The sequence below is a fragment of the Flavobacterium collinsii genome (assembly GCF_902804485.1).
Lineage (GTDB): Bacteria > Bacteroidota > Bacteroidia > Flavobacteriales > Flavobacteriaceae > Flavobacterium > Flavobacterium collinsii.
On record NZ_CADCST010000138.1, the window covers coordinates 1 to 18,658 of the forward strand.

20 protein-coding genes are annotated in these 18,658 nt (G+C 34.0%); 1 reads left to right on the forward strand and 19 read right to left on the reverse strand.

Features of this window, described 5'->3' with window-relative positions; all coding sequences use genetic code 11:
* Nucleotides 1-108: 108 nt before the first annotated feature.
* From FLA105534_RS21370 to rbfA, 4 genes are all read right to left on the reverse strand, one after another.
* Nucleotides 109-711 (reverse strand): N-acetylmuramoyl-L-alanine amidase family protein, encoded by a 603-nt coding sequence (locus FLA105534_RS21370; protein ID WP_173968111.1) that lies wholly within the window; start codon nucleotides 709-711, stop codon nucleotides 109-111.
* A 58-nt stretch (nucleotides 712-769) separates the two neighbouring features.
* Nucleotides 770-2,197: an MATE family efflux transporter gene (locus tag FLA105534_RS21375; protein WP_173968112.1), complete on the reverse strand. Its 1,428-nt coding sequence runs from the start codon at nucleotides 2,195-2,197 to the stop codon at nucleotides 770-772.
* 169 nt (nucleotides 2,198-2,366) lie between these two features.
* Nucleotides 2,367-3,566 carry an ABC transporter permease gene (locus tag FLA105534_RS21380; protein WP_173968113.1) on the reverse strand — a complete coding sequence of 400 codons (1,200 nt, stop codon included), beginning with the start codon at nucleotides 3,564-3,566 and terminating at the stop codon, nucleotides 2,367-2,369.
* A 1-nt stretch (nucleotide 3,567) separates the two neighbouring features.
* On the reverse strand, nucleotides 3,568-3,960 hold the full coding sequence (gene rbfA / locus FLA105534_RS21385; protein ID WP_173968114.1) for a 30S ribosome-binding factor RbfA: 393 nt from the start codon (nucleotides 3,958-3,960) through the stop codon (nucleotides 3,568-3,570).
* Nucleotides 3,961-4,190: 230 nt separating this feature from the next.
* On the opposite strand from rbfA, the gene FLA105534_RS21390 reads away from it, so the two are divergent.
* Nucleotides 4,191-4,610, forward strand: coding sequence for a CBS domain-containing protein (locus FLA105534_RS21390; protein ID WP_173968115.1), 420 nt, complete (start codon nucleotides 4,191-4,193; stop codon nucleotides 4,608-4,610).
* 135 nt (nucleotides 4,611-4,745) lie between these two features.
* Here the strand turns inward: FLA105534_RS21390 and FLA105534_RS21395 are convergent, their stop codons facing one another.
* The 15 genes from FLA105534_RS21395 to FLA105534_RS21465 all read right to left on the reverse strand — a co-directional run bounded on the left by FLA105534_RS21395 (nucleotide 4,746) and on the right by FLA105534_RS21465 (nucleotide 18,658).
* The gene (locus FLA105534_RS21395; RefSeq protein ID WP_173968116.1) at nucleotides 4,746-5,999 is read right to left on the reverse strand and encodes a murein hydrolase activator EnvC family protein; all 1,254 of its coding nucleotides are present in this window, start codon (nucleotides 5,997-5,999) and stop codon (nucleotides 4,746-4,748) included.
* A 23-nt stretch (nucleotides 6,000-6,022) separates the two neighbouring features.
* A complete protein-coding gene (locus tag FLA105534_RS21400) occupies nucleotides 6,023-6,808 on the reverse strand; it encodes a DUF4292 domain-containing protein (protein WP_173968117.1) in 786 nt (261 codons plus the stop codon).
* 139 nt (nucleotides 6,809-6,947) lie between these two features.
* Complete coding sequence (locus FLA105534_RS21405) at nucleotides 6,948-8,300, reverse strand: tetratricopeptide repeat protein (protein ID WP_173968118.1); 1,353 nt, start codon at nucleotides 8,298-8,300, stop codon at nucleotides 6,948-6,950.
* Nucleotides 8,301-8,349: 49 nt separating this feature from the next.
* Nucleotides 8,350-9,366, reverse strand: coding sequence for a sugar phosphate nucleotidyltransferase (locus FLA105534_RS21410; RefSeq protein WP_173968119.1), 1,017 nt, complete (start codon nucleotides 9,364-9,366; stop codon nucleotides 8,350-8,352).
* Nucleotides 9,367-9,448: 82 nt separating this feature from the next.
* Nucleotides 9,449-9,883, reverse strand: coding sequence for a dUTP diphosphatase (dut, locus tag FLA105534_RS21415; protein ID WP_173968120.1), 435 nt, complete (start codon nucleotides 9,881-9,883; stop codon nucleotides 9,449-9,451).
* Between the two features lie 28 nt (nucleotides 9,884-9,911).
* Nucleotides 9,912-11,372, reverse strand: a complete 1,461-nt coding sequence (locus FLA105534_RS21420) for a lipopolysaccharide biosynthesis protein (protein WP_173968121.1) — start codon at nucleotides 11,370-11,372, stop codon at nucleotides 9,912-9,914.
* 94 nt (nucleotides 11,373-11,466) lie between these two features.
* On the reverse strand, nucleotides 11,467-11,913 hold the full coding sequence (locus tag FLA105534_RS21425) for a GNAT family N-acetyltransferase (RefSeq protein WP_173968122.1): 447 nt from the start codon (nucleotides 11,911-11,913) through the stop codon (nucleotides 11,467-11,469).
* A 476-nt stretch (nucleotides 11,914-12,389) separates the two neighbouring features.
* On the reverse strand, nucleotides 12,390-13,250 hold the full coding sequence (gene atpG / locus FLA105534_RS21430; protein ID WP_173968123.1) for an ATP synthase F1 subunit gamma: 861 nt from the start codon (nucleotides 13,248-13,250) through the stop codon (nucleotides 12,390-12,392).
* 89 nt (nucleotides 13,251-13,339) lie between these two features.
* The gene (atpA, locus tag FLA105534_RS21435; RefSeq protein ID WP_053472983.1) at nucleotides 13,340-14,917 is read right to left on the reverse strand and encodes a F0F1 ATP synthase subunit alpha; all 1,578 of its coding nucleotides are present in this window, start codon (nucleotides 14,915-14,917) and stop codon (nucleotides 13,340-13,342) included.
* Nucleotides 14,918-14,955: 38 nt separating this feature from the next.
* Nucleotides 14,956-15,489, reverse strand: coding sequence for an ATP synthase F1 subunit delta (gene atpH / locus FLA105534_RS21440; protein ID WP_173968124.1), 534 nt, complete (start codon nucleotides 15,487-15,489; stop codon nucleotides 14,956-14,958).
* A 4-nt stretch (nucleotides 15,490-15,493) separates the two neighbouring features.
* A complete protein-coding gene (locus tag FLA105534_RS21445) occupies nucleotides 15,494-15,994 on the reverse strand; it encodes a F0F1 ATP synthase subunit B (RefSeq protein WP_026727280.1) in 501 nt (166 codons plus the stop codon).
* Nucleotides 15,995-16,083: 89 nt separating this feature from the next.
* Complete coding sequence (gene atpE, locus FLA105534_RS21450; protein WP_008465835.1) at nucleotides 16,084-16,281, reverse strand: ATP synthase F0 subunit C; 198 nt, start codon at nucleotides 16,279-16,281, stop codon at nucleotides 16,084-16,086.
* Between the two features lie 33 nt (nucleotides 16,282-16,314).
* Nucleotides 16,315-17,487, reverse strand: coding sequence for a F0F1 ATP synthase subunit A (gene atpB / locus FLA105534_RS21455; RefSeq protein ID WP_173968125.1), 1,173 nt, complete (start codon nucleotides 17,485-17,487; stop codon nucleotides 16,315-16,317).
* Nucleotides 17,488-18,054: 567 nt separating this feature from the next.
* Nucleotides 18,055-18,282, reverse strand: a complete 228-nt coding sequence (locus tag FLA105534_RS21460) for an AtpZ/AtpI family protein (RefSeq protein ID WP_173968126.1) — start codon at nucleotides 18,280-18,282, stop codon at nucleotides 18,055-18,057.
* Nucleotides 18,230-18,658: a bactofilin family protein gene (locus tag FLA105534_RS21465; protein WP_173968127.1), complete on the reverse strand. Its 429-nt coding sequence runs from the start codon at nucleotides 18,656-18,658 to the stop codon at nucleotides 18,230-18,232. Before FLA105534_RS21465 ends, FLA105534_RS21460 begins: the two co-directional genes overlap by 53 nt.

An 18,658-nucleotide genomic window follows, 5' to 3' on the forward strand; every position in this document is an offset into this window, starting at 1 on the left:
GAAGATATAAAACAAAAAACAGTTGCAAGAGGGTTCTTGCAACTGTTTAATTAATTATTTTTATGTAATAACCTGTATCGCTTTTTTAGGACGAGACAAAAACTGTTTTTACTTTACTGCTTCTAATATTTTATCTGCAATTTCGGCTTGCCCTTTTTCAGTAGTCATATAATTTCTGTCATTTACATTTGACAAGTATCCCAAATCTAAACTAACTGACGGGCAATTCGCATTTTTCAAAATATAAAAAGGAGCTTCTTTAACTATTCCTTCTGAAAAGTAATTAGCGGCTACTTTTTCAAGTAAATTTTCCGCGTATGCTTTAGATTGATCGTGAAATTTTGCATTTGAAGAAATGTAGGCTTCTATCCCATTCTTACTAAAATTTGGTGAAGAAGCTAGGTGCAGCGAAATCACTAAACTTGGATTTATGTTATTGATCATTGAAACTCTTTCTTTTAATTCCATGTCATGATCTCCTTCGCGCAATAAAACAATCTCCAGGTTCTCATTGTTATTCTGAGCTTTAATTTTTCTCGCAATTTTCTCTACAATACTCTTCTCCTGAACGTCATTTAAGGTTGCTCCAAAATCATTTCCTCCATGACCGGCATCGATTACGATAATCTTTTTGTCAACAGGTTTAAAAGCAAAAATAATACCTAATCCTAAAATTCCTAAAAAGGTTAAAACCTTAATTTGATTTCTCATAATGTTAGTTATTGGTTACCGGTATTTTAACGTTTGTTTTTAAGAAATATTGTACAATCTAAACCTGAATACGTTTCCATTTCCCTCTTTTATAAAAGAAAATTGCCGCTAGCGTAATGGCCGTTTCGGCAACCGGAATTGCGATAAAAACACCTTTTGGTCCCATACTAAAATGCTTAGCTAATACATAGGCTAAAGGAATCTGGAACAACCAAAACCCAAAGAAATTAATTCCTGTTGGTGTCCAGGTATCTCCTGCCCCATTAAAGGTATTGGTCAAAACCATCCCTATTCCGTAGAAGACAAATCCGATACTCATGATTTGCAATGCTTCGACCGCAACGCTTTTAACCAAATCATCATTCGTAAAAAACGAGATAATATACTCCCCAAAACACAATGTAACGATCATAATCGTTGCCATAAAAACTACATTATATTTTGCTGTGGTAAATACTGATTTTTCCGCACGATCGACTCGTTTGGCTCCCAGATTTTGCCCCACCAAAGTTGCGGCGGCATTACTTAGTCCCCAGGCCGGAAGAATAAAAAACATCATTATTCTAAGAGCTGTCTGATAACCCGCCGATCCGTGATCGCCTCCCGTAGTAGCCACCAATTGCGCCAAAAAAATCCAACTGCAGGAAGCTATAACAAATTGTAATACTCCCGGAGCTGCAATTTTAACTAAAGCTTTTATTTGTGTGAAATCGGGAATTAAATAAGAACCTTTAATTTTTAAGACTCCATTTCCATAAAACAAATGATAAATTTGATACACAACTCCAAGACTTCTTCCTGTTGTTGTAGCAATTGCGGCACCAACTAAGCCAAACGCGGGAATTGCTGCAAAGCCATTAATTAGTATCGGGCATAAAATAATATTACAAATATTGGCAATCCAAAGACTTTTCATTGCAATAGCCGCATTTCCTGCACCACGAAAAATTCCATTAATTAAGAATAAAAAGGTAATACTTAAACTGGAACCAATCATAATTTGAGTGTACCTAAAACCATGTTCGGCTGCATCTGCAGATGCTCCCATTAGAAGAAGAATATCTTTTGCATAGATAATTCCGAAAATGCTCAGAAAAATACTCAGTACAAATGCAATAAATAACGCCTGCATACCTGCTTTTGCAGCGGCAACAGGATCTTTTTCCCCAATTCGCCTTGCCACAACAGCAGTTGCTGCCATACTTAACCCAATGTCAATAGAATATACAATTGTCAAAACCGACTCGGTTAATCCAACCGTTTGGATGGCAAAACTGCTATGCTCCAAATGTCCGACAAAATATAGGTCAACCAGCGCAAAAACAGATTCCATCATCATTTCCAAAACCATCGGAATAGCTAATAGAATGACTGCTTTTTTTATGCTTCCTGCTGTATAGTCAAAAGACTCATCTCCTGTGAGTGCTTGTTTTAAAGTAGTATAAATTTTAGAAAATAGATTTTTCTGTATAGTAGTTTCTGTCATGATATATTAAGATAAATGATAAAATTTGTCCAGATGTAGTAATCTGAACTCAAAAAATAAACGTAAGTATCCTAATTATTCCAAAAATAAAATAGGACTAGGCAGAAACAATCATATGCTGTAGATTTTTAAGACGATAAATATAAGTAATATTTTCCTTGTAGAAATACTAATCTAAAAGCTTTTTACTTACCCGGCTGCTCGCTATTAGAGAAGCCACAAAACCAAGTGATACAATGGTTCCCATTACAATGAGTACATTTTCTAAAGTAAAAACTACCGGATATGCCAAAGTTGGTGTCAGCATAATCAGATTGTATTCCTGTTGAAGCAAAACCAAGATAATTCCCAGAACCAGACCAATTACACCTCCAAAAACACTCAATAACGTTCCCTGAAGCAGGAATATTTTTCGTAAACTGTTGATTTCTGTTCCCAGATTATAAAGTGTTTTTAAGTTCGATTTCTTCTCTAAAATCATCATGATTAAAGCTCCAACTAAATTAAAAAGAGCCACAATGATCACCAGTGTAAAAATCAGGTAAACCACAATGTTTTCGGTATTAAGCATCTTGTACAAAGACTCGTTTAGCTGTGCTCTGTTTCTTATCGTTATTTTATTTTTGAATATCTTTTCAAGCTGAGATCTGATTGCGCTTTCATTGGCATTCTCTTTCAGATTGAATTCTATTCCGGAAACCTGATTTGATTTGTACATCAGTAATTCCTGAGCCAGACTTATATCAGCAAAAACATATTTTGAATCTAAATCTTCGCTAATTGAATAAATTGCAACCGGCAAAACGTCTGTTTTATTAAACGCTTCTTCCGGATTTTCAATAGCTCCTTTTCCTGGTTTAGGCGCAAATATTTGCAAAGGATTTTCGAAATCAAGAATTCCTAACGAAAAATCACGGGCAATTCCATAACCAATAACCACCTGATACGTATCTGGTTTCAACCATTCTCCATTAAAAAGTTTTTTCCTAATGTCGTTAACAACAACATAATTTTTGTCAACACCTTTTAGATAGGTTACCAGCTGTTTGTCTTTAAACAAAAACAAAACCCGCTCTTCGATTATCTTACTGTACGAAGCAATACCCTCAATGTTTTTAAGCTGAGCTTCCTGATCCGGTGTTATCAAAAATGATTTCCCATAGGTACTGCTCATTTTCAAATCAGGATCTATTTCGTTTGTAAACGAAAGGCTGAAAACTTTTAGTCCGCTAAAAACGGACAAAACCACAAACAAAGCCATCGTTCCAACAATAATTCCCATGCTGGCAATACGATTGATGATATTGATAGCATTGTTTTTACTTCTGCTAAAAATATAACGTTTGGCTATGTAAAGGGGGAAATTCAATTTATGATTTTCTTCTTTTTTCTAAAAGATCACGGTTTTCAATTGGGTTTTCTCTGTTTGATAACGCATTATCAATTTTTTCGATATAATCTAAAGAGTCATCAATAAAAAATACCAAATTCGGTACACGACGCAATTGCAAACGTACACGTTGTGATAAATCATGTTTGATTAAAGTTGAATTCGACTTTATGCCTTCTAAAGTTTCTTTGGCTTTATCCTGAGGAAAAATGCTTAAATAAACGGTCGCCACAGATAAATCTGTAGTAACACTAACTTTGGATACTGAAATTACTAAATTAGTGATTCCGTTTTTTCGCACTTCACCTTGCAAAATATCAACCAAATCTTTTTGGATGACACCGCCTATTTTTTTCTGTCTGTTTGTTTCCATACTGCAAAAATACTATTTTTAAATTTCAATCGATGCAATTTCAAATGAACAATAGGATGATTTTTATATTCCGGTTCACTTTCTTTCAAAAACGGCTCTTCTTCTGAAGAAAATTCAACAAATATTCTCTGTCCTTCAATATTCCGAATCATTTTAAAACATGATAAAGGTCATTTGTTTTATCTGAATTATTTTACAATTTTAATAAAAATAATACAACACCTTATATTATGAAAAAGAGAGAACCGATCAGTCATATTATGACTAAAAGCGTCATTACTGCAAATGAAAATGACGGACTTAGAAAAATAGTTGACCTTATAAAACAACATACTGTACGCCATATTCCTATTTTGAGAGGCAAAGAAGTAATTGGTATTATAAGCCGCACGGATATTAACCGTTTAACTTTTGGCGCACTCTTCGAAGGACAGGAAGAAGCAGACGAAGCTATTTTAGACATGCTTACTATTCCTCAGATTATGACTTCAAAACCGAAAACAGTTTCATCAGATCTCTGTATTCGGGATTTGGCTCAAATTTTTGTTGTCGAAGAATTTCATGCACTGCCCGTTGTAGATAATGGCAAGCTTACGGGAATTGTAACTACAACAGATGTTATGAAATATTTACTTGAACAATACGATTAACTTCACATAAAAAATCCTTTTCACCATTGTACTTCTGGTGAAAAGGATTTTTTTAAAGTCTGAATCAACTTTATTATTCTATAGTTTTCCGAACCTTTTAACGGTTACATTTAAAACCGGCAAGCGATTATACTATTATCTGTTTTGCAGCCATCCTTCCGGATTATTATTGGATGTATTTTGAAGAATTAAGAACTTGATAATTGTTTTTCCGGTGTCTCCACTGGTTCTTACTTTTCCAATGCTTTGTTTTACATTTACTTTATCCCCTTTCTCTACAAAAACCTGACTAAGATTTTGATAAACCGTAAAGTAATCTCCATGCTGAATCATAACAGCTCTATTTATTGGAGATAAAACAATAACACTTGATACTACTCCCTCAAATACAGCACGGGCACTGGCTCCTTGTTCTGTCGTAATCTCAACCCCTGAATTGTGCACGGTCAATGACGGATAAAGAGGATGAGGCTGATCACCATATCCTAGTGAAATAAATCCTTTTTCTACCGGCCATGGCAATTTTCCTCTGTTGGCTTTAAAATCGGCTGCTAAAATTTTTCCTTCCGGAGTCAATGCAATTTTAGACGACGAAACTGGAGTTTTAGACGCTGTCGAACCCGGGTTTTCTTTTGCTCTTTCCAGGGCCGCTTTTCTGTTGGCTTCGGCAATTGCCTCACGAATCAAACGATCAATTTGTCTGTCAATTCTTTTAGCTTCCTGCTGTTTACTTCTGGTATCAGCAATAATTTTGTTTTTGTCCTTTTTAATCGAATTAACTAATTTTTGCTGCTCTTTCTTTTCTGTTTCTAAGCTTTGTTTTTCTTTTTCATTTTCAGCAATAATTTTCTTCTTTACAATACGCTGACCATTCAGTCTCGCATTATAATCTTCCAGTTGTGCTGTTTTCGATTGAATTTCCAATCCCTGATTTTTTCTGAAATTGGTATATTGTTTTAAATATTGTGCTCTTTTATAAGCTTGTAGAAAACTCTCTGAAGATAAAATAAACATGGCTCTGCTTTGCTCCGATCGGCTTTTGTATGATTTAAGTATCATTTTAGAGTAGTCTGCTTTTAACACTTCAAGTTCTTTTTTGAGTTTATTAACCTTAACCTGATTAATATACATATCATTACTCAAAAGTTTTTCCTGCTTAGCCGTAGTATTAATCAGCTTCTCTTTCAATTTTATTTTATTCGCCTGAATTAAAAAAACATTTACTGCCGATTTTTCTTTTTTCTTTACCGACTGCAACATTTTTTCATTATCTCTAATTTCCTGTTGAATTTGAGCTTTACGCTGTTCCAGTTTTTCTTGTTGCGAATCTTGCGCCCACATGAAGGTAGTGGCACATATAAAAATTAGGCTTAGGAGAAATTTTGGCATGTTTATATTTTCTTTTTGCAAATTTACTTAATTATAACTTTCTTATAACCGCTTGGCACACTGTAAGGAAAAGAAAGTTCTTCGTTAAATGAAATCGTATTGTAATTCAAACTAATATTTGTTTTTCCTTTTGGCTGAATCGCACTGATTTCAACACTTGTTGGTAGTGTTCCCTGATTGAAAACTTTACTATCAGAATAAGAAATCTGTAACATTCTGTTTTCTTCAGGCTGTGAAATTTCTTCTTTTTGCAACAGGTATTTTTCAGCATCCAGATAGAATGTCTTTTTCAATTTAGAATCTTTTTCATCCTCTAAGCGAAAAAGGTTGTCTACAATGGTCTGTGCATATTTTCCTTTTCTCAAATCATCTAAGGCTTCACCAACCAATAAATTCTGAACTTTACTGTAATCCAGTTCTGTCCCCAGCCATTTGCTTAAACTTGTAAAATCGCCTTCGTAATAGGTACTGTTTATTTTCTCATAATAGCTTACTGCTGTTGGGGTAATCAAAGCTTTTGCCATTGTAATCCCCAGAAAACGAACACTTACTAAAATTTGTTTGTCTTTTTCAATTTTAATCTCGGCCGTAACATTTTGACTTTGTTTATCGTCAACATATCGCGCTCCGGCTTTTATGTACAGCGTAGAAAAATCTAACTTATTGTTATAATGATTCTCTACTACTTTTTTTTCTTCTTTTGGAGTAACTTCTTTTACTTCGCTATTATTGTTCTGCACTGCAACCGCCTTTGATTTACAAGAAATCATAAAGACCGACAATAATGCTATCGCTATATATTTTTTCATTTACTGCCTTTTTTAATTTTGAATCTGGACAAATCAAAATCTGTTTAATTGTTTATAGTATTGTTTCGGGTTGTCGAAAACTAAAAATCAAAATCTTAGCATATAAGTACATCCCCCTCTTTCCTCTATTTTCTTTCTTCTATTTTCTCTTTTTCAATAATTCATTTGCCTTCAAAAAGTATTCCTCTTTTTTCTTAGAATCTCCCAAACCATTGTAAGCCTCTCCTAACTGAATATTAAAATTTGCTTCGAGTGTTTTGTCCTCTACCACATAATCAAGCCCCATTTCTAAAACGGTTTTTGCATTTTTAAATTGCTTTAACTGATTATTTCCTAAACCAGCATAATAGTAAAATTGCGGCTGACTTGGATAAACCTCAATCATATTCATTGCCCGTTTGGTCATCGGCTCAAACTGTTTGGACTGCGCATATGCTTCAAGTAAAAGCAAATTGGTTTCACGATCTGTTTCTGAATTGGCTTTTAAATCCTTTACATAATATTTAATCGCATTTTCAAACTGACCTTTGCTGTGATAAAATTTTCCAATTTCTTTCGCCACATCAACATTCGAATCATTATCAAAATAAGAAATCGCTTTCTCTAATTCCGGCGCATATTGCGGGTTCTTGTTTGCGTAGATCAAAAACTCATTTAACGTACGGTGTTTTATTTTAGAATCAATTTTTGAACTTGCCAAAATTACATTCATAGCTTTAATAGCCTTGTCAGCCTGGTTCGCATCTAAGTAAACTTTAAACAAACTTACCTGCGCCCATTCTGACGTCGGAATTTCCTTAGCCAACTGTTTCGCAACATTCAGCGCCTTATCTGTTTCTTCTGCTTTTGAATATAAAAAAATCAGATTTACATAATTTGATTCCTCTTTGGGATGCTGTTTTATCTGATCAATTAAATTATCAATTTCTGCATTTTGATATTTTCCCTGAGATAAAATTTGCATTTTATATCGGTCACGATCTTCTGATTTTCCAAACTTATCATTCATTTCATTGATCGCCACCAATGCTTTATCAAATTGATTCGTGATCATATACAACGAGATCAGATCGTCTTTGTACTCTTCATCAAAAGCAATAATTCTCTGAATCGTTTCAATCGCTAAAGGATAATTTTTGGTTTCATAACTTACGTCATAGATTCCCAACCAATACCATTTATTTTTTGGATCCAGCTGAGTTACTTTTTCAAATGAATCCTGTGCACTTCGATAATCTTTTAAAGACAGATAGTTTTTCCCGAGTTCAAAATAGGCGACCGCATCATTAGGTTTTAACTTAATACATTTCTGTAGTGAAGTAATCGCTTTATCATAATTTTCGATTCCTTTTTGTTTTAATGATTCATAAAAAGCATCCTGATACTCGTCGGTTGCCATAGCAATATCTTCCGGTTCTGTCTGAGCCATAATCGAAATTGGATTGCCAAGCAAAACGAAAAATAAAATTGCGATAACTCCTTTTTGTATCATTTTTAAAATTTATTTTTTAAACAAAAACGAATTTATTCTAACTCATACTCTATTCTAAAATCGAATAATCTCCGATACTTACACTGGTAAACTTGCCATCATAAACAACATGATTACCAATCATTGCATTGTCAAGATGCGCATTTTTTATTTGAGAGTAAGTTTGAATCAAACTGTTGCTGATTGAACTATCCACAACGTGGCAGCCTTTACCAATAGATACATTTGGACCAACTGTTGCATTTTTCAACACTACATTTTCACCAATGTAACACGGTGGAATAATGGTAGAATTTTCCAGTTTCACATCATAATCTACTAAATGTTCACCGTCATTATGTAAAAACCCTAACATTCTTGAATTTGTTTCAACGGTAACATCTTTATTTCCGCAATCCATCCATTCATCAACACTCCCGGTTTTAAAAACTTTACCGTTTGCCATCATTGCTTTGATTCCGTCATTGATTTGATATTCTCCACCATTTTGGATATTATTATCCAAAACTCCCTGAAGTTCATTTTTCAAATCACCTACTTCTTTAAAATAATAGATTCCAATCACCGCTAAATCACTAACGAATTCTTTTGGTTTTTCTACTAATTCTATAATTTCATTATTGGCATTTAACTTTACTACACCAAATGCTTCCGGCTGGTCTACTTGTTTTACCCAAATAACCGCATCGGCAGCAGGATCTAATTCAAAGTCAGCTCTGATCAAAGTATCTGCGTAAGCAATTACTGCCGGGCCTGATAATGATTCTTTGGCACACATAATCGCGTGTCCTGTTCCTAAAGGTAAATCCTGACGGTATATCGAAGCTTTAGCTCCTAAACTTCCTGCCAGTTCTTCTAAACTAGCTACAAGATCATCTCCAAAAAAAGCAGCGTCTCCTAAAATAAAAGCTACCTCTTCGATAGGTTCTTTTAATATTTTAGCAATGTCTTCCACCAATCGATGTACGATCGATTTACCTGCAACAGGAATTAATGGTTTTGGAACTGTTAAAGTATGTGGTCTAAGTCTGGATCCACGACCCGCCATTGGAACGATTATTTTCATTTTTTTATTGAAAGATTAAAAAATTGAAAAATTAAAAGATTTGCTGTTTTTTAAATTTTTCAATTATTAAATTATTAAATTTCTATTTTACTCCTGTACTACCGAATCCGCCTTCACCTCTTGACGTTTCTGAAAGCTCTTCAACTTCAATCCACTCTGCTCTTTCGTGTTTTGCAATTATAAGTTGTGCTATACGTTCTCCGTTTTCAATTACAAATTCTTCATTTGATAAATTTACTAAAATTACGCCTATTTCACCTCTATAATCTGCATCAACGGTTCCGGGCGAGTTTAAAACGGTTACGCCTTTTTTCGCAGCCAATCCACTTCTTGGTCGTACTTGTGCTTCATAACCAATAGGAAGCTCAATAAAAAGTCCGGTTTTTACAATGGTTCTTTCTAAAGGTTTTAACGTAATAACTTCCGTTAAATTGGCACGCAAATCCATTCCAGCCGAGGCAATAGTTTCGTAGTTGGGTAAAGCGTGCTGTGATTTATTGATAATTTGTATTTTCATTTTTATTATAAAAGGTTAAAAAGTATTATTACTTTTTATTCATCATTCCTTTGATTGTTTGTTTTTCGTTGTGATAAACAAAATAGACAAAGCCTAGAAATAAAGGGATTCCAACAAAATAATTCTCTCTAAATCCATAAAAAGAAATAGCCGAAAATACAATTGAAATTCCCAAATAAGCTCCAATTTTGTTCATATCATAAGGTATCGGATAGTATCTGTTTCCTAAAATATAAGAAATCAGCATCATACTTCCATAAGCAGAGATAGTAGCAATTGCAGAACCGTAATAACTGTATTTTGGAATTAAAATATAATTTAAAACCAGAGTTACAATCGCACCTACAATAGAGATATAAGCTCCTATTTGCGTTTTGTCTGTTAGTTTATACCAAACCGAGAGGTTGTTGTAAATTCCCAAAAAGAAATTCGCCAGAATGATTAGCGGCACTACTTTCATTGCCTCCCAATAGGATTTATTATCCAGCAATAAATATTTTAAAACATCGGCAAAAACAATAACACCCAATAAAATCAACGAACCCAGAATCACAAAATATTTAGTAATTACGGCATACGTCTGAGGCGCATTTTCGTTTTTTGCGTGACTGAAAAAGAAAGGCTCGATACCTAATCTAAACGCCGTAGCAAATAAAACCATGAACAATCCAAGTTTATAACAAGCGGAATAAGCTCCTACCTCAGATTTTGCAAGATTCTCAGGCAATAAATAGCCCAATAAAATTTTATCAAAATGCTCGTTAACCGCAAATGCAAGTCCCGCAACTAAAATCGGTAAACCGTATTTCATCATTTTTTTCCAAAGTATCGGATCAAATTTTCTTCCAAGAGAAAGGTAGTTAGGGGAAAGCACAATAAAAGTCGCTAAACTCGCTAGCAGATTTGCAATAAATATATAGGCAATCTGGAAGTTCTCAACATACAAATTATCCCAAACAGAATTAGGGTTTGATGCTGCCAGTTTAGGGAGATACATCAGAAAAAACAAGTTCAGTAATAAGTTAATTACAACATTACCGATTTTAATGGCCGCATAAACCATAGGTCGCTGATTGGCTCTTAATTTAGAAAAAGGTATTAAAACCAAAGCATCTAAAACCAGGATCCATACAGTGTAAGTGATATACTGCACATCTACTTCGGCCAGAGTTGCCAGTGTGTTTCTAAAAATTAAGGCTGCAAATAAGAAAATTATGGACGACCAGAATATCGAAATCGTAGACGTTGCTATTACATTTTTCTTATCCTCTTCGGCACTATAAAATCTAAAAAATGCTGTTTCCATTCCGTAGGAAAGCACCACATTAAAGAAAACCATCCAAGACAAAACAATGGATACCTCACCGTATTCTGCAGTTGGTAAAATACCTGTATATAATCGCACTAATAGAAAACTTAGCATTCTCGGCAAAACCGTTGCCAGCCCGTAAATAGCAGTTTGTTTGAATAGATTTTTATATAATCCCAAAATATGTCTGTAATAAAATTTATAAAACAAAAATAACCAATTCTTTGGTTTATTATTGATTTTGTAGGTTCAATAAAAAAACTTGCCGGTAATTTTATTGAGTTAATTTTTTTTCGTCTAAAATTTTAACAAAGTGAAAACCTCTTGGTCCATATCCCTGATTATAATAGAAACGATGTGCTGCAAAATTTCCAGTAAAAGCATCCAAAACGATGCTACTACAATCTAAATCTAAAGCTTTTTGTTCGATGTAATCCGTCAACAATTTGCCAATACCTTTTGACCTAACCTCGGGATTTACGACAAAATTGTCTATTTCAAGATATTTTCCTGTCCATAGTTTCGTAGCCGACCAGCAACCGGTAATTCCTAAACAAACTCCATCTTCAAAAACACCTATTTGGATGTAGTTATGTGGAACCATTTCTGAAAGATATGCCGTGTACTTTTCGAGGGTAAGCTTAGGATAAAGAAATCGCATGGTTTCAATTTGTCCCAGCATTTCTTCGACTGTAGTGAGTTCTTGTATTTGTAGTTTCATTGTTTAAAAAAATAGATTTCAAAAATACTCAATTTTTTTCATAGCTCCTCACAAAATTGAACCACAACTGCACCTGTAAAATGTATAAAAAAGTTTGAAAATTCTATAAATTTCCAGAACCTCTTCTGTCTTAACTTTGTATCAAAGGGAATGAAAAAGCTAAAAAACACCCCTCAAAAAAGAAAAGCATTAGGACTAATAAAGCTAGTTTGTTCCTATAAAAGACAAAGCACAGGGATTGATTCTGCTGAAATGTAACCCTTAAAAAAACAGAGCATCGGGACTAATAAAGCTAGTTTGTTCCCATAAAAGACAAAGCTATTGGTGATTTTATAAAATGGTATTGATTCTCTGTTTTTGACTAAATTGAGAATCACCATTTTATAACTAAGGTCTAAAAAAATAACAATCCTATATATAAAAAGAGCCGACATTGATATGTCGGCTCTTTTGCTTTTTCTTATAATGAAATTTTCTTATCCGTTCAAAGCTTCCGCTCCACCAACGATTTCTAAGATTTCGTTTGTAATAGAAGCCTGACGTGCTTTATTGTAAGTTAATTTCAATTGGTTTCTTAACTCAGTTGCGTTGTCAGTTGCTTTGTGCATTGCTGTCATACGTGCTCCGTGTTCTGAAGCAAATGAATCGCGAATTCCTTTATATAGTTGTGTCTTTAATGATTTTGGAATCAAAGTCAACACAATTTCTTCTTTTGAAGGTTCGAAAATATAATCTCCTGTAGAAACTGCTGCATCAGATTTAATTGGAGCTAACGGTAAAAACTGTTCTGTTTGAACAATTTGTGTCGCAGCATTTTTAAATTGATTGTAGATTAATTCGATTCTGTCGTATTCTCCAGACAAGAATTTCTCTGTTAAATTATCAGCAATTCCGGCAACATTTTCAAAAGTTAAATGATCAAAAATTGCATTATGATGACCGTGTACTTTATGCGTTTTGCTTAAAACATCATTTCCTTTTTTACCAATAGCAAAAACGTCAACTTGTTTTCCTGCGTAAAATTCGGTACGATTCTTAACCTCTTTAATTACGTTAGAATTGAATGCACCACATAAACCTCTGTTTGAAGTTATAGCTACAAGCAATACTTTTTTTACTTCACGTTGTGTAGTGTAATCACCTCCAACTTCACCATCAAGTGTAGCCGAAAGATTTTGCAATAACTCCGTTAATTTCTCGGCATAAGGGCGCATCGCAGTGATTGCATCTTGTGCTTTCTTAAGCTTTGCAGCAGAAACCATTTTCATAGCCGATGTGATCTGCATCGTCGATGAAACGGAAGTAATTCTATTACGGATTTCCTTTAAATTTGCCATCTATTAATTAGAAAATGTGACAATTTGCAAATTAGATAATTAGAAAAATGCGATACATTCTCTAATTATCTAATCTACTAATTATCTAATTAGTTATATTTTGCTGAAATTTCTTTTGCTGCTTTTTCGATAACATCAGTAATGTTGTCATCTAACTTACCAGCTTTTAACGCGTTAAGCGTATCTTTATGTTTGCTGTTTAAGTAAGCTAAGAAATCAGCTTCAAATTCTTTTACTTTATTTACAGGTACGTTTCTTAATAAGTTTTTAGAACCTGCATAGATAATAGCTACTTGATTTTCAACTGTATAAGGATCATTCAAACCTTGTTTCAAGATCTCAACGTTTCTTTTACCTTTTTCAATTACGTTTAATGTAACAGAATCTAAGTCAGAACCAAATTTAGCGAAAGCTTCCAATTCACGGAATTGAGCCTGATCTAATTTTAAAGTTCCGGAAACTTTTTTCATTGATTTAATCTGAGCGTTACCTCCAACACGAGATACAGAAATACCTACGTTGATCGCAGGACGAACTCCAGAGTTGAACAAATCTCCATCAAGGAAAATCTGACCATCTGTAATCGAAATTACGTTTGTTGGGATATATGCAGAAACGTCACCAGCCTGAGTTTCGATAATTGGTAATGCAGTTAATGAACCACCACCTTTTACGATAGACTTGATAGAATCTGGTAAATCGTTCATGTTTTTAGCAATTCCATCATCAGCAATTACTTTACAAGCACGCTCTAATAAACGAGAGTGTAAGTAGAAAACGTCTCCAGGGTAAGCCTCACGTCCCGGTGGTCTTCTTAATAAAAGAGAAACCTCACGGTAAGCAACAGCTTGTTTAGATAAATCGTCATAAACAATTAAAGCCGGACGACCTGAATCTCTAAAATACTCTCCGATTGCAGCACCTGCGAAAGGAGCATAAACTTGCATTGGAGCTGGATCAGAAGCATTAGCTGCAACAATAACTGTATAAGCCATTGCACCTTTTTCTTCTAACATTTTAGCAATTCCTGCTACAGTTGAAGCTTTTTGCCCAATTGCAACATATATACAGAATACAGGTTTTCCTGCATCGTAAAATTCTTTTTGATTTAAGATTGTATCGATACAAACAGTTGATTTACCTGTTTGACGGTCACCAATTACAAGCTCACGTTGTCCACGACCAACCGGGATCATAGCGTCAACTGCTTTTACTCCTGTTTGTAATGGCTCAGTTACCGGCTGACGGAAGATAACACCAGGTGCTTTTCTTTCTAAAGGCATTTCATATAAGTCTCCACCAATTGGTCCTTTTCCATCAATTGGAAAACCAAGAGTGTTTACTACACGTCCTACCATTTGCTCACCTACTTTAAGAGAAGCAATACGTTGCGTTCTTTTTGCTGTTGATCCTTCTTTGATTCCAGTTGATGGTCCTAAAAGTACCACACCAACATTGTCTTCTTCAAGGTTCAATACAATAGCTTCAAGTCCGTTGTCAAATTCAACTAACTCACCATATTGTACATTCGATAGCCCGTAAATACGAGCAATACCGTCTCCAACTTGAAGTACTGTTCCTACTTCCTCTAGCGTAGCACCAGATTCAAAACCTTCTACTTGCTTTCTTAATATTGCTGAAATTTCAGCAGGTTTGATTTCCGCCATCTTAATTTATAATTTAGACACTTTTATGTGTAATAAAACTAATTACTTAACTCTCTTTTTAATACCTGCAATCTGTTTGCGACAGAAGCATTGTATTGTTGATCACCTATTCTTAAAATAAATCCTCCAATAATAGATGGATCTACTGTATTTTCAATTGTTATCTTTTTATCTGATAAAGTAGCCACTTTTGCCAAAACTTTAGCTTCTAAAGCTGCGTCCATTGGAATTGCTGTTGTAACTTTTGCTACTTCAACACCGTTACCTTCGTCAAATATTTTTTTGTATTCTAAAGCAATAGCTTCCAGAATTTCAAATCTTTTATTTTCAAACAATAAATGAAATAACCCTTTAGTTACACCATTTACATCTGCAAAAACTTCTAAAAGAGCACTTTCTTTAACTTCAACTTTTGTAGTTGGGTTTTGAATAAAGGTACTCAGTTCTAAATTACTCTCAATTGCTGTTGCAATTGACTTCATATCGTTATTGACAGCTTCGGCAACACCTTTAGAGTTTGCTAAGTCCAGAATTGCTTTTGCATAACGAATTGCTGCTCTTGTACTTGCCATAATCTTAGTTTAGCTTTACGTCACCTAACATTTTCTCTACTAATTTAGTTTGAGATTCTTTGTTAGATAATTCTTCTTTCAATAATTTCTCAGCGATGCTTAATGATAAAGTTGAAACTTGTGATTTCAATTCAGCCATAGCAGCATTCTTTTCACTTTCGATAGCAGCTTTAGCTTGCTCAATCATTTTTTGACCAGCTTCTTGTGCTTCGTTTTTAGAATCAGCAATCATTTTCTCTTTCATTTCACGAGCTTCTTTTAGCATCGCGTCACGCTCTGCACGAGCTTCATTCAAAATTCTTTGATTGTCAGCTTGTAAGTTTTCCATTTCTCTTTTTGCATTTTCTGCAGAAAGTAATGCATTTTTAATACCTTCTTCTCTTGCTGTGATAGATTCCATAATTGGTTTCCAGGCAAACTTTACTAAAAGTAAAATTAAAACCAACAAGATTAGAGCTTGCCAAAAGAATAAACCGAATGAAAAATCGTTAATTAACTTATCCATTTTATAACTATATTAAATATTTAATTTCTTTTTTTAAAAGTAACAACACCTTTAACCAACCGTTAAAGATGTTGTTAGTTCTTTCTTTATTATTTTCCTAAGATTAAAGCAGCAAATGCTAAACCTTCTAATAAAGCCGCGATAATAATCATCGCAGTTTGAATTTTACCAGCAGCTTCTGGCTGACGAGCAATAGCGTCCATAGCAGATCCACCGATTTTACCTAGACCTAAACCAGCACCGATTACTACTAAACCTGCACCTACTAAAGTTGGAATTGTTCCCATAAGTATTTATATATATAAAATTAAACTTCTAAATTAAATAATAACATTGTCATCGTGACCGTGATCATGATCATGGTCAGCAACTGCCATACCAATAAACAATGATGATAACATTGTGAAAATGAACGCCTGCAAAAATGCAACTAAAACTTCGATTACCGAAATAAATAATGTAAGTCCTAAAGAGATTGGCAAATCTGCAGCTAAATTTTTACCTACGAAAATCATCGCAATCAAACTCATAATTACTACGTGACCTGCCGTAATATTTGCATACAAACGAATTAATAATGCAAATGGTTTTGTCAATGTTCCTAAGATTTCAATTGGAGCTAAAATAATTTTCATTGGAACAGGAACTCCGGGCATCCAGAAAATGTGTCCCCAATAATCTTTGTTTGCACTAAACTGAGTAATGATAAAAGTAAACGCAGCTAAACAAACTGTGATTGCAATATTTCCTGTAACGTTAATTCCAAGTGGAGTCATACCTAATAAGTTTAACAACCACACAAAGAAAAATACAGTTAACAGGTAACCCATAAATTTTCTGTATTTTTTCTCTCCAATATTTGGAACTGCGATCTCATCTCTGATGAAAATAATAAGCGGTTCTAATACTCTTCCGAATCCAGTTGGGATTGGTCCTTTTTTGTATGATTTTGCTAATCCGGTAAACATTAAAAATAATAGTACCGAAACAAAAAGCATTGACACTACATTTTTAGTAATAGAAAAATCTAATGGCTTTTCGTTTTCCGGATGTCCGTGATGATCTAAAGTAATCGTTCCGGCAGCATCTGTTTTGTAAATTTTACCGTGAACCAGTTTGTAAAAGTTTCCGTCAACTTCAGCAACTGCTTCACCATGGTGTAATTTTGAAGAAGAGAAAATTTTCAAACCTCCGTCAAAAAGAATTACAGGTAATGGAAAACCGTATTGTTTATTTTCTTTTTCATCTGAGAAGAAAACAAAATCGTGAGAATCTTGTAAGTGATGATCAATAAAAGCATCCACTTTTGCTTTCGGATCAAGAGCTGCATGCTCACCTTCCAAAGGTGCGTTATGTGAAATTACTTTTTCTTCATGAGCTGCCTCAGTATGTACATGCGTTGAGTCATTCTCTGAATTTGCAAAACTCATTACTGGAGAACAAGCTACTAAAGCTGCAAGAATAAATTTGAGCGGTTTGTTTGAAATCACCATATCTGTTAAAAATCTTATTTTTTACGTTTCTAAAATTTGGTGCAAAGGTACATTTTTTATTAATATTCAAAAGGATATGAAAAATTATTTTTGAACCTTGTTTTACAGAATCCCTATTTTAACGCTTTTCATTTAATAATCGGACAGTTAAAAGCGTCTCAAATAACAAAAATAAAATAAATGTTATAAAAAAGTTGATTTTTTCAACCATAACCTCTCCGCTTTTATTTTCTAAAATAGGTCTTAAAATTAGATATCCTACTAACATCTGTGTAAAGGTTCCGAACAGGAAAGCCATACCAATAACTTCAAAGTTCTTTTACTTTACTATTAATAATATAAGGTATAAAAGCGCAGATAGCCCGAAAAAAATCAAATACAAAAATTCTATACTGTAATAAAAATTTTGGGCATTAATGTCTAAAAATAAAAATAATGCTTTGTGCACTACACAAGCGACCAATGCAAAGAAGAATAAATATAAAATGGGTTTGTAGCTTTTTACTAACATTTGAAATAATTTTCTGCAAAGATGCACTATTTATTTAAAGCTGCTAAATAGATCAATTACTTTGTTTTATTGATTTCATTAACCTGGCGAATAACATTATATAGTGCTAATCCAACCCCAATCATTACAAAAATGGTGTTGTAAGACAGTTTTTGGCTCGGATGATTTTCATCCAGCCATGTACCAAAATAGGAAAATAAAAAAATTATAATTCCCATTTGAACGGGAATGTTAATAAGTGGAAGCCACTTGTTCCTTTTGTTTTTGTTCGGTTCCTTTTCCATCTTTTAGGGTTACTTCTTTAGTATGAGTTAACATGGTACAGGTAGCGGTAAAATTCGCGCCTGGTTCTATAGACAGTTTTCCGATGGCAACTTCTCCATGAATCTGTGCCGTTGCTTTTATATTAAGGACTTCTAAAACTTTAATTTTCCCCTGAAATACGCCTTCAATATCGGCATTATTGCAAACAATTTCGCCTTTTACAATACCGGAGGCTCCTATAACCAGTTTGCCTTGCGAAGTAAAATTTCCTATCAATTCACCATCTAGTCTAAAATCGTCTTTAGAAACGATATCTCCAACAATAGAGGTTCCTTCAACTATTCGGTTTGTTTTTCCTAAAAGTTCTGTTCCGTTTTTTTTTACTTTGTCAAACAT

Bases quoted from the DNA above. Each gene is read 5' to 3' on its own strand.
- FLA105534_RS21370 (WP_173968111.1), bottom strand. From the start codon at position 711: ATGAGAAATCAAATTAAGGTTTTAACCTTTTTAGGAATTTTAGGATTA.
- FLA105534_RS21375 (WP_173968112.1), bottom strand. From the start codon at position 2,197: ATGACAGAAACTACTATACAGAAAAATCTATTTTCTAAAATTTATACT.
- rbfA (WP_173968114.1), bottom strand. From the start codon at position 3,960: ATGGAAACAAACAGACAGAAAAAAATAGGCGGTGTCATCCAAAAAGAT.
- FLA105534_RS21390 (WP_173968115.1), top strand. From the start codon at position 4,191: ATGAAAAAGAGAGAACCGATCAGTCATATTATGACTAAAAGCGTCATT.
- FLA105534_RS21395 (WP_173968116.1), bottom strand. From the start codon at position 5,999: ATGCCAAAATTTCTCCTAAGCCTAATTTTTATATGTGCCACTACCTTC.
- FLA105534_RS21400 (WP_173968117.1), bottom strand. From the start codon at position 6,808: ATGAAAAAATATATAGCGATAGCATTATTGTCGGTCTTTATGATTTCT.
- FLA105534_RS21405 (WP_173968118.1), bottom strand. From the start codon at position 8,300: ATGATACAAAAAGGAGTTATCGCAATTTTATTTTTCGTTTTGCTTGGC.
- FLA105534_RS21410 (WP_173968119.1), bottom strand. From the start codon at position 9,366: ATGAAAATAATCGTTCCAATGGCGGGTCGTGGATCCAGACTTAGACCA.
- dut (WP_173968120.1), bottom strand. From the start codon at position 9,883: ATGAAAATACAAATTATCAATAAATCACAGCACGCTTTACCCAACTAC.
- FLA105534_RS21425 (WP_173968122.1), bottom strand. From the start codon at position 11,913: ATGAAACTACAAATACAAGAACTCACTACAGTCGAAGAAATGCTGGGA.
- atpG (WP_173968123.1), bottom strand. From the start codon at position 13,250: ATGGCAAATTTAAAGGAAATCCGTAATAGAATTACTTCCGTTTCATCG.
- atpA (WP_053472983.1), bottom strand. From the start codon at position 14,917: ATGGCGGAAATCAAACCTGCTGAAATTTCAGCAATATTAAGAAAGCAA.
- atpH (WP_173968124.1), bottom strand. From the start codon at position 15,489: ATGGCAAGTACAAGAGCAGCAATTCGTTATGCAAAAGCAATTCTGGAC.
- FLA105534_RS21445 (WP_026727280.1), bottom strand. From the start codon at position 15,994: ATGGATAAGTTAATTAACGATTTTTCATTCGGTTTATTCTTTTGGCAA.
- atpE (WP_008465835.1), bottom strand. From the start codon at position 16,281: ATGGGAACAATTCCAACTTTAGTAGGTGCAGGTTTAGTAGTAATCGGT.
- atpB (WP_173968125.1), bottom strand. From the start codon at position 17,487: ATGGTGATTTCAAACAAACCGCTCAAATTTATTCTTGCAGCTTTAGTA.
- FLA105534_RS21460 (WP_173968126.1), bottom strand. From the start codon at position 18,282: ATGGAAAAGGAACCGAACAAAAACAAAAGGAACAAGTGGCTTCCACTT.
- FLA105534_RS21465 (WP_173968127.1), bottom strand. From the start codon at position 18,658: ATGTTTGACAAAGTAAAAAAAAACGGAACAGAACTTTTAGGAAAAACA.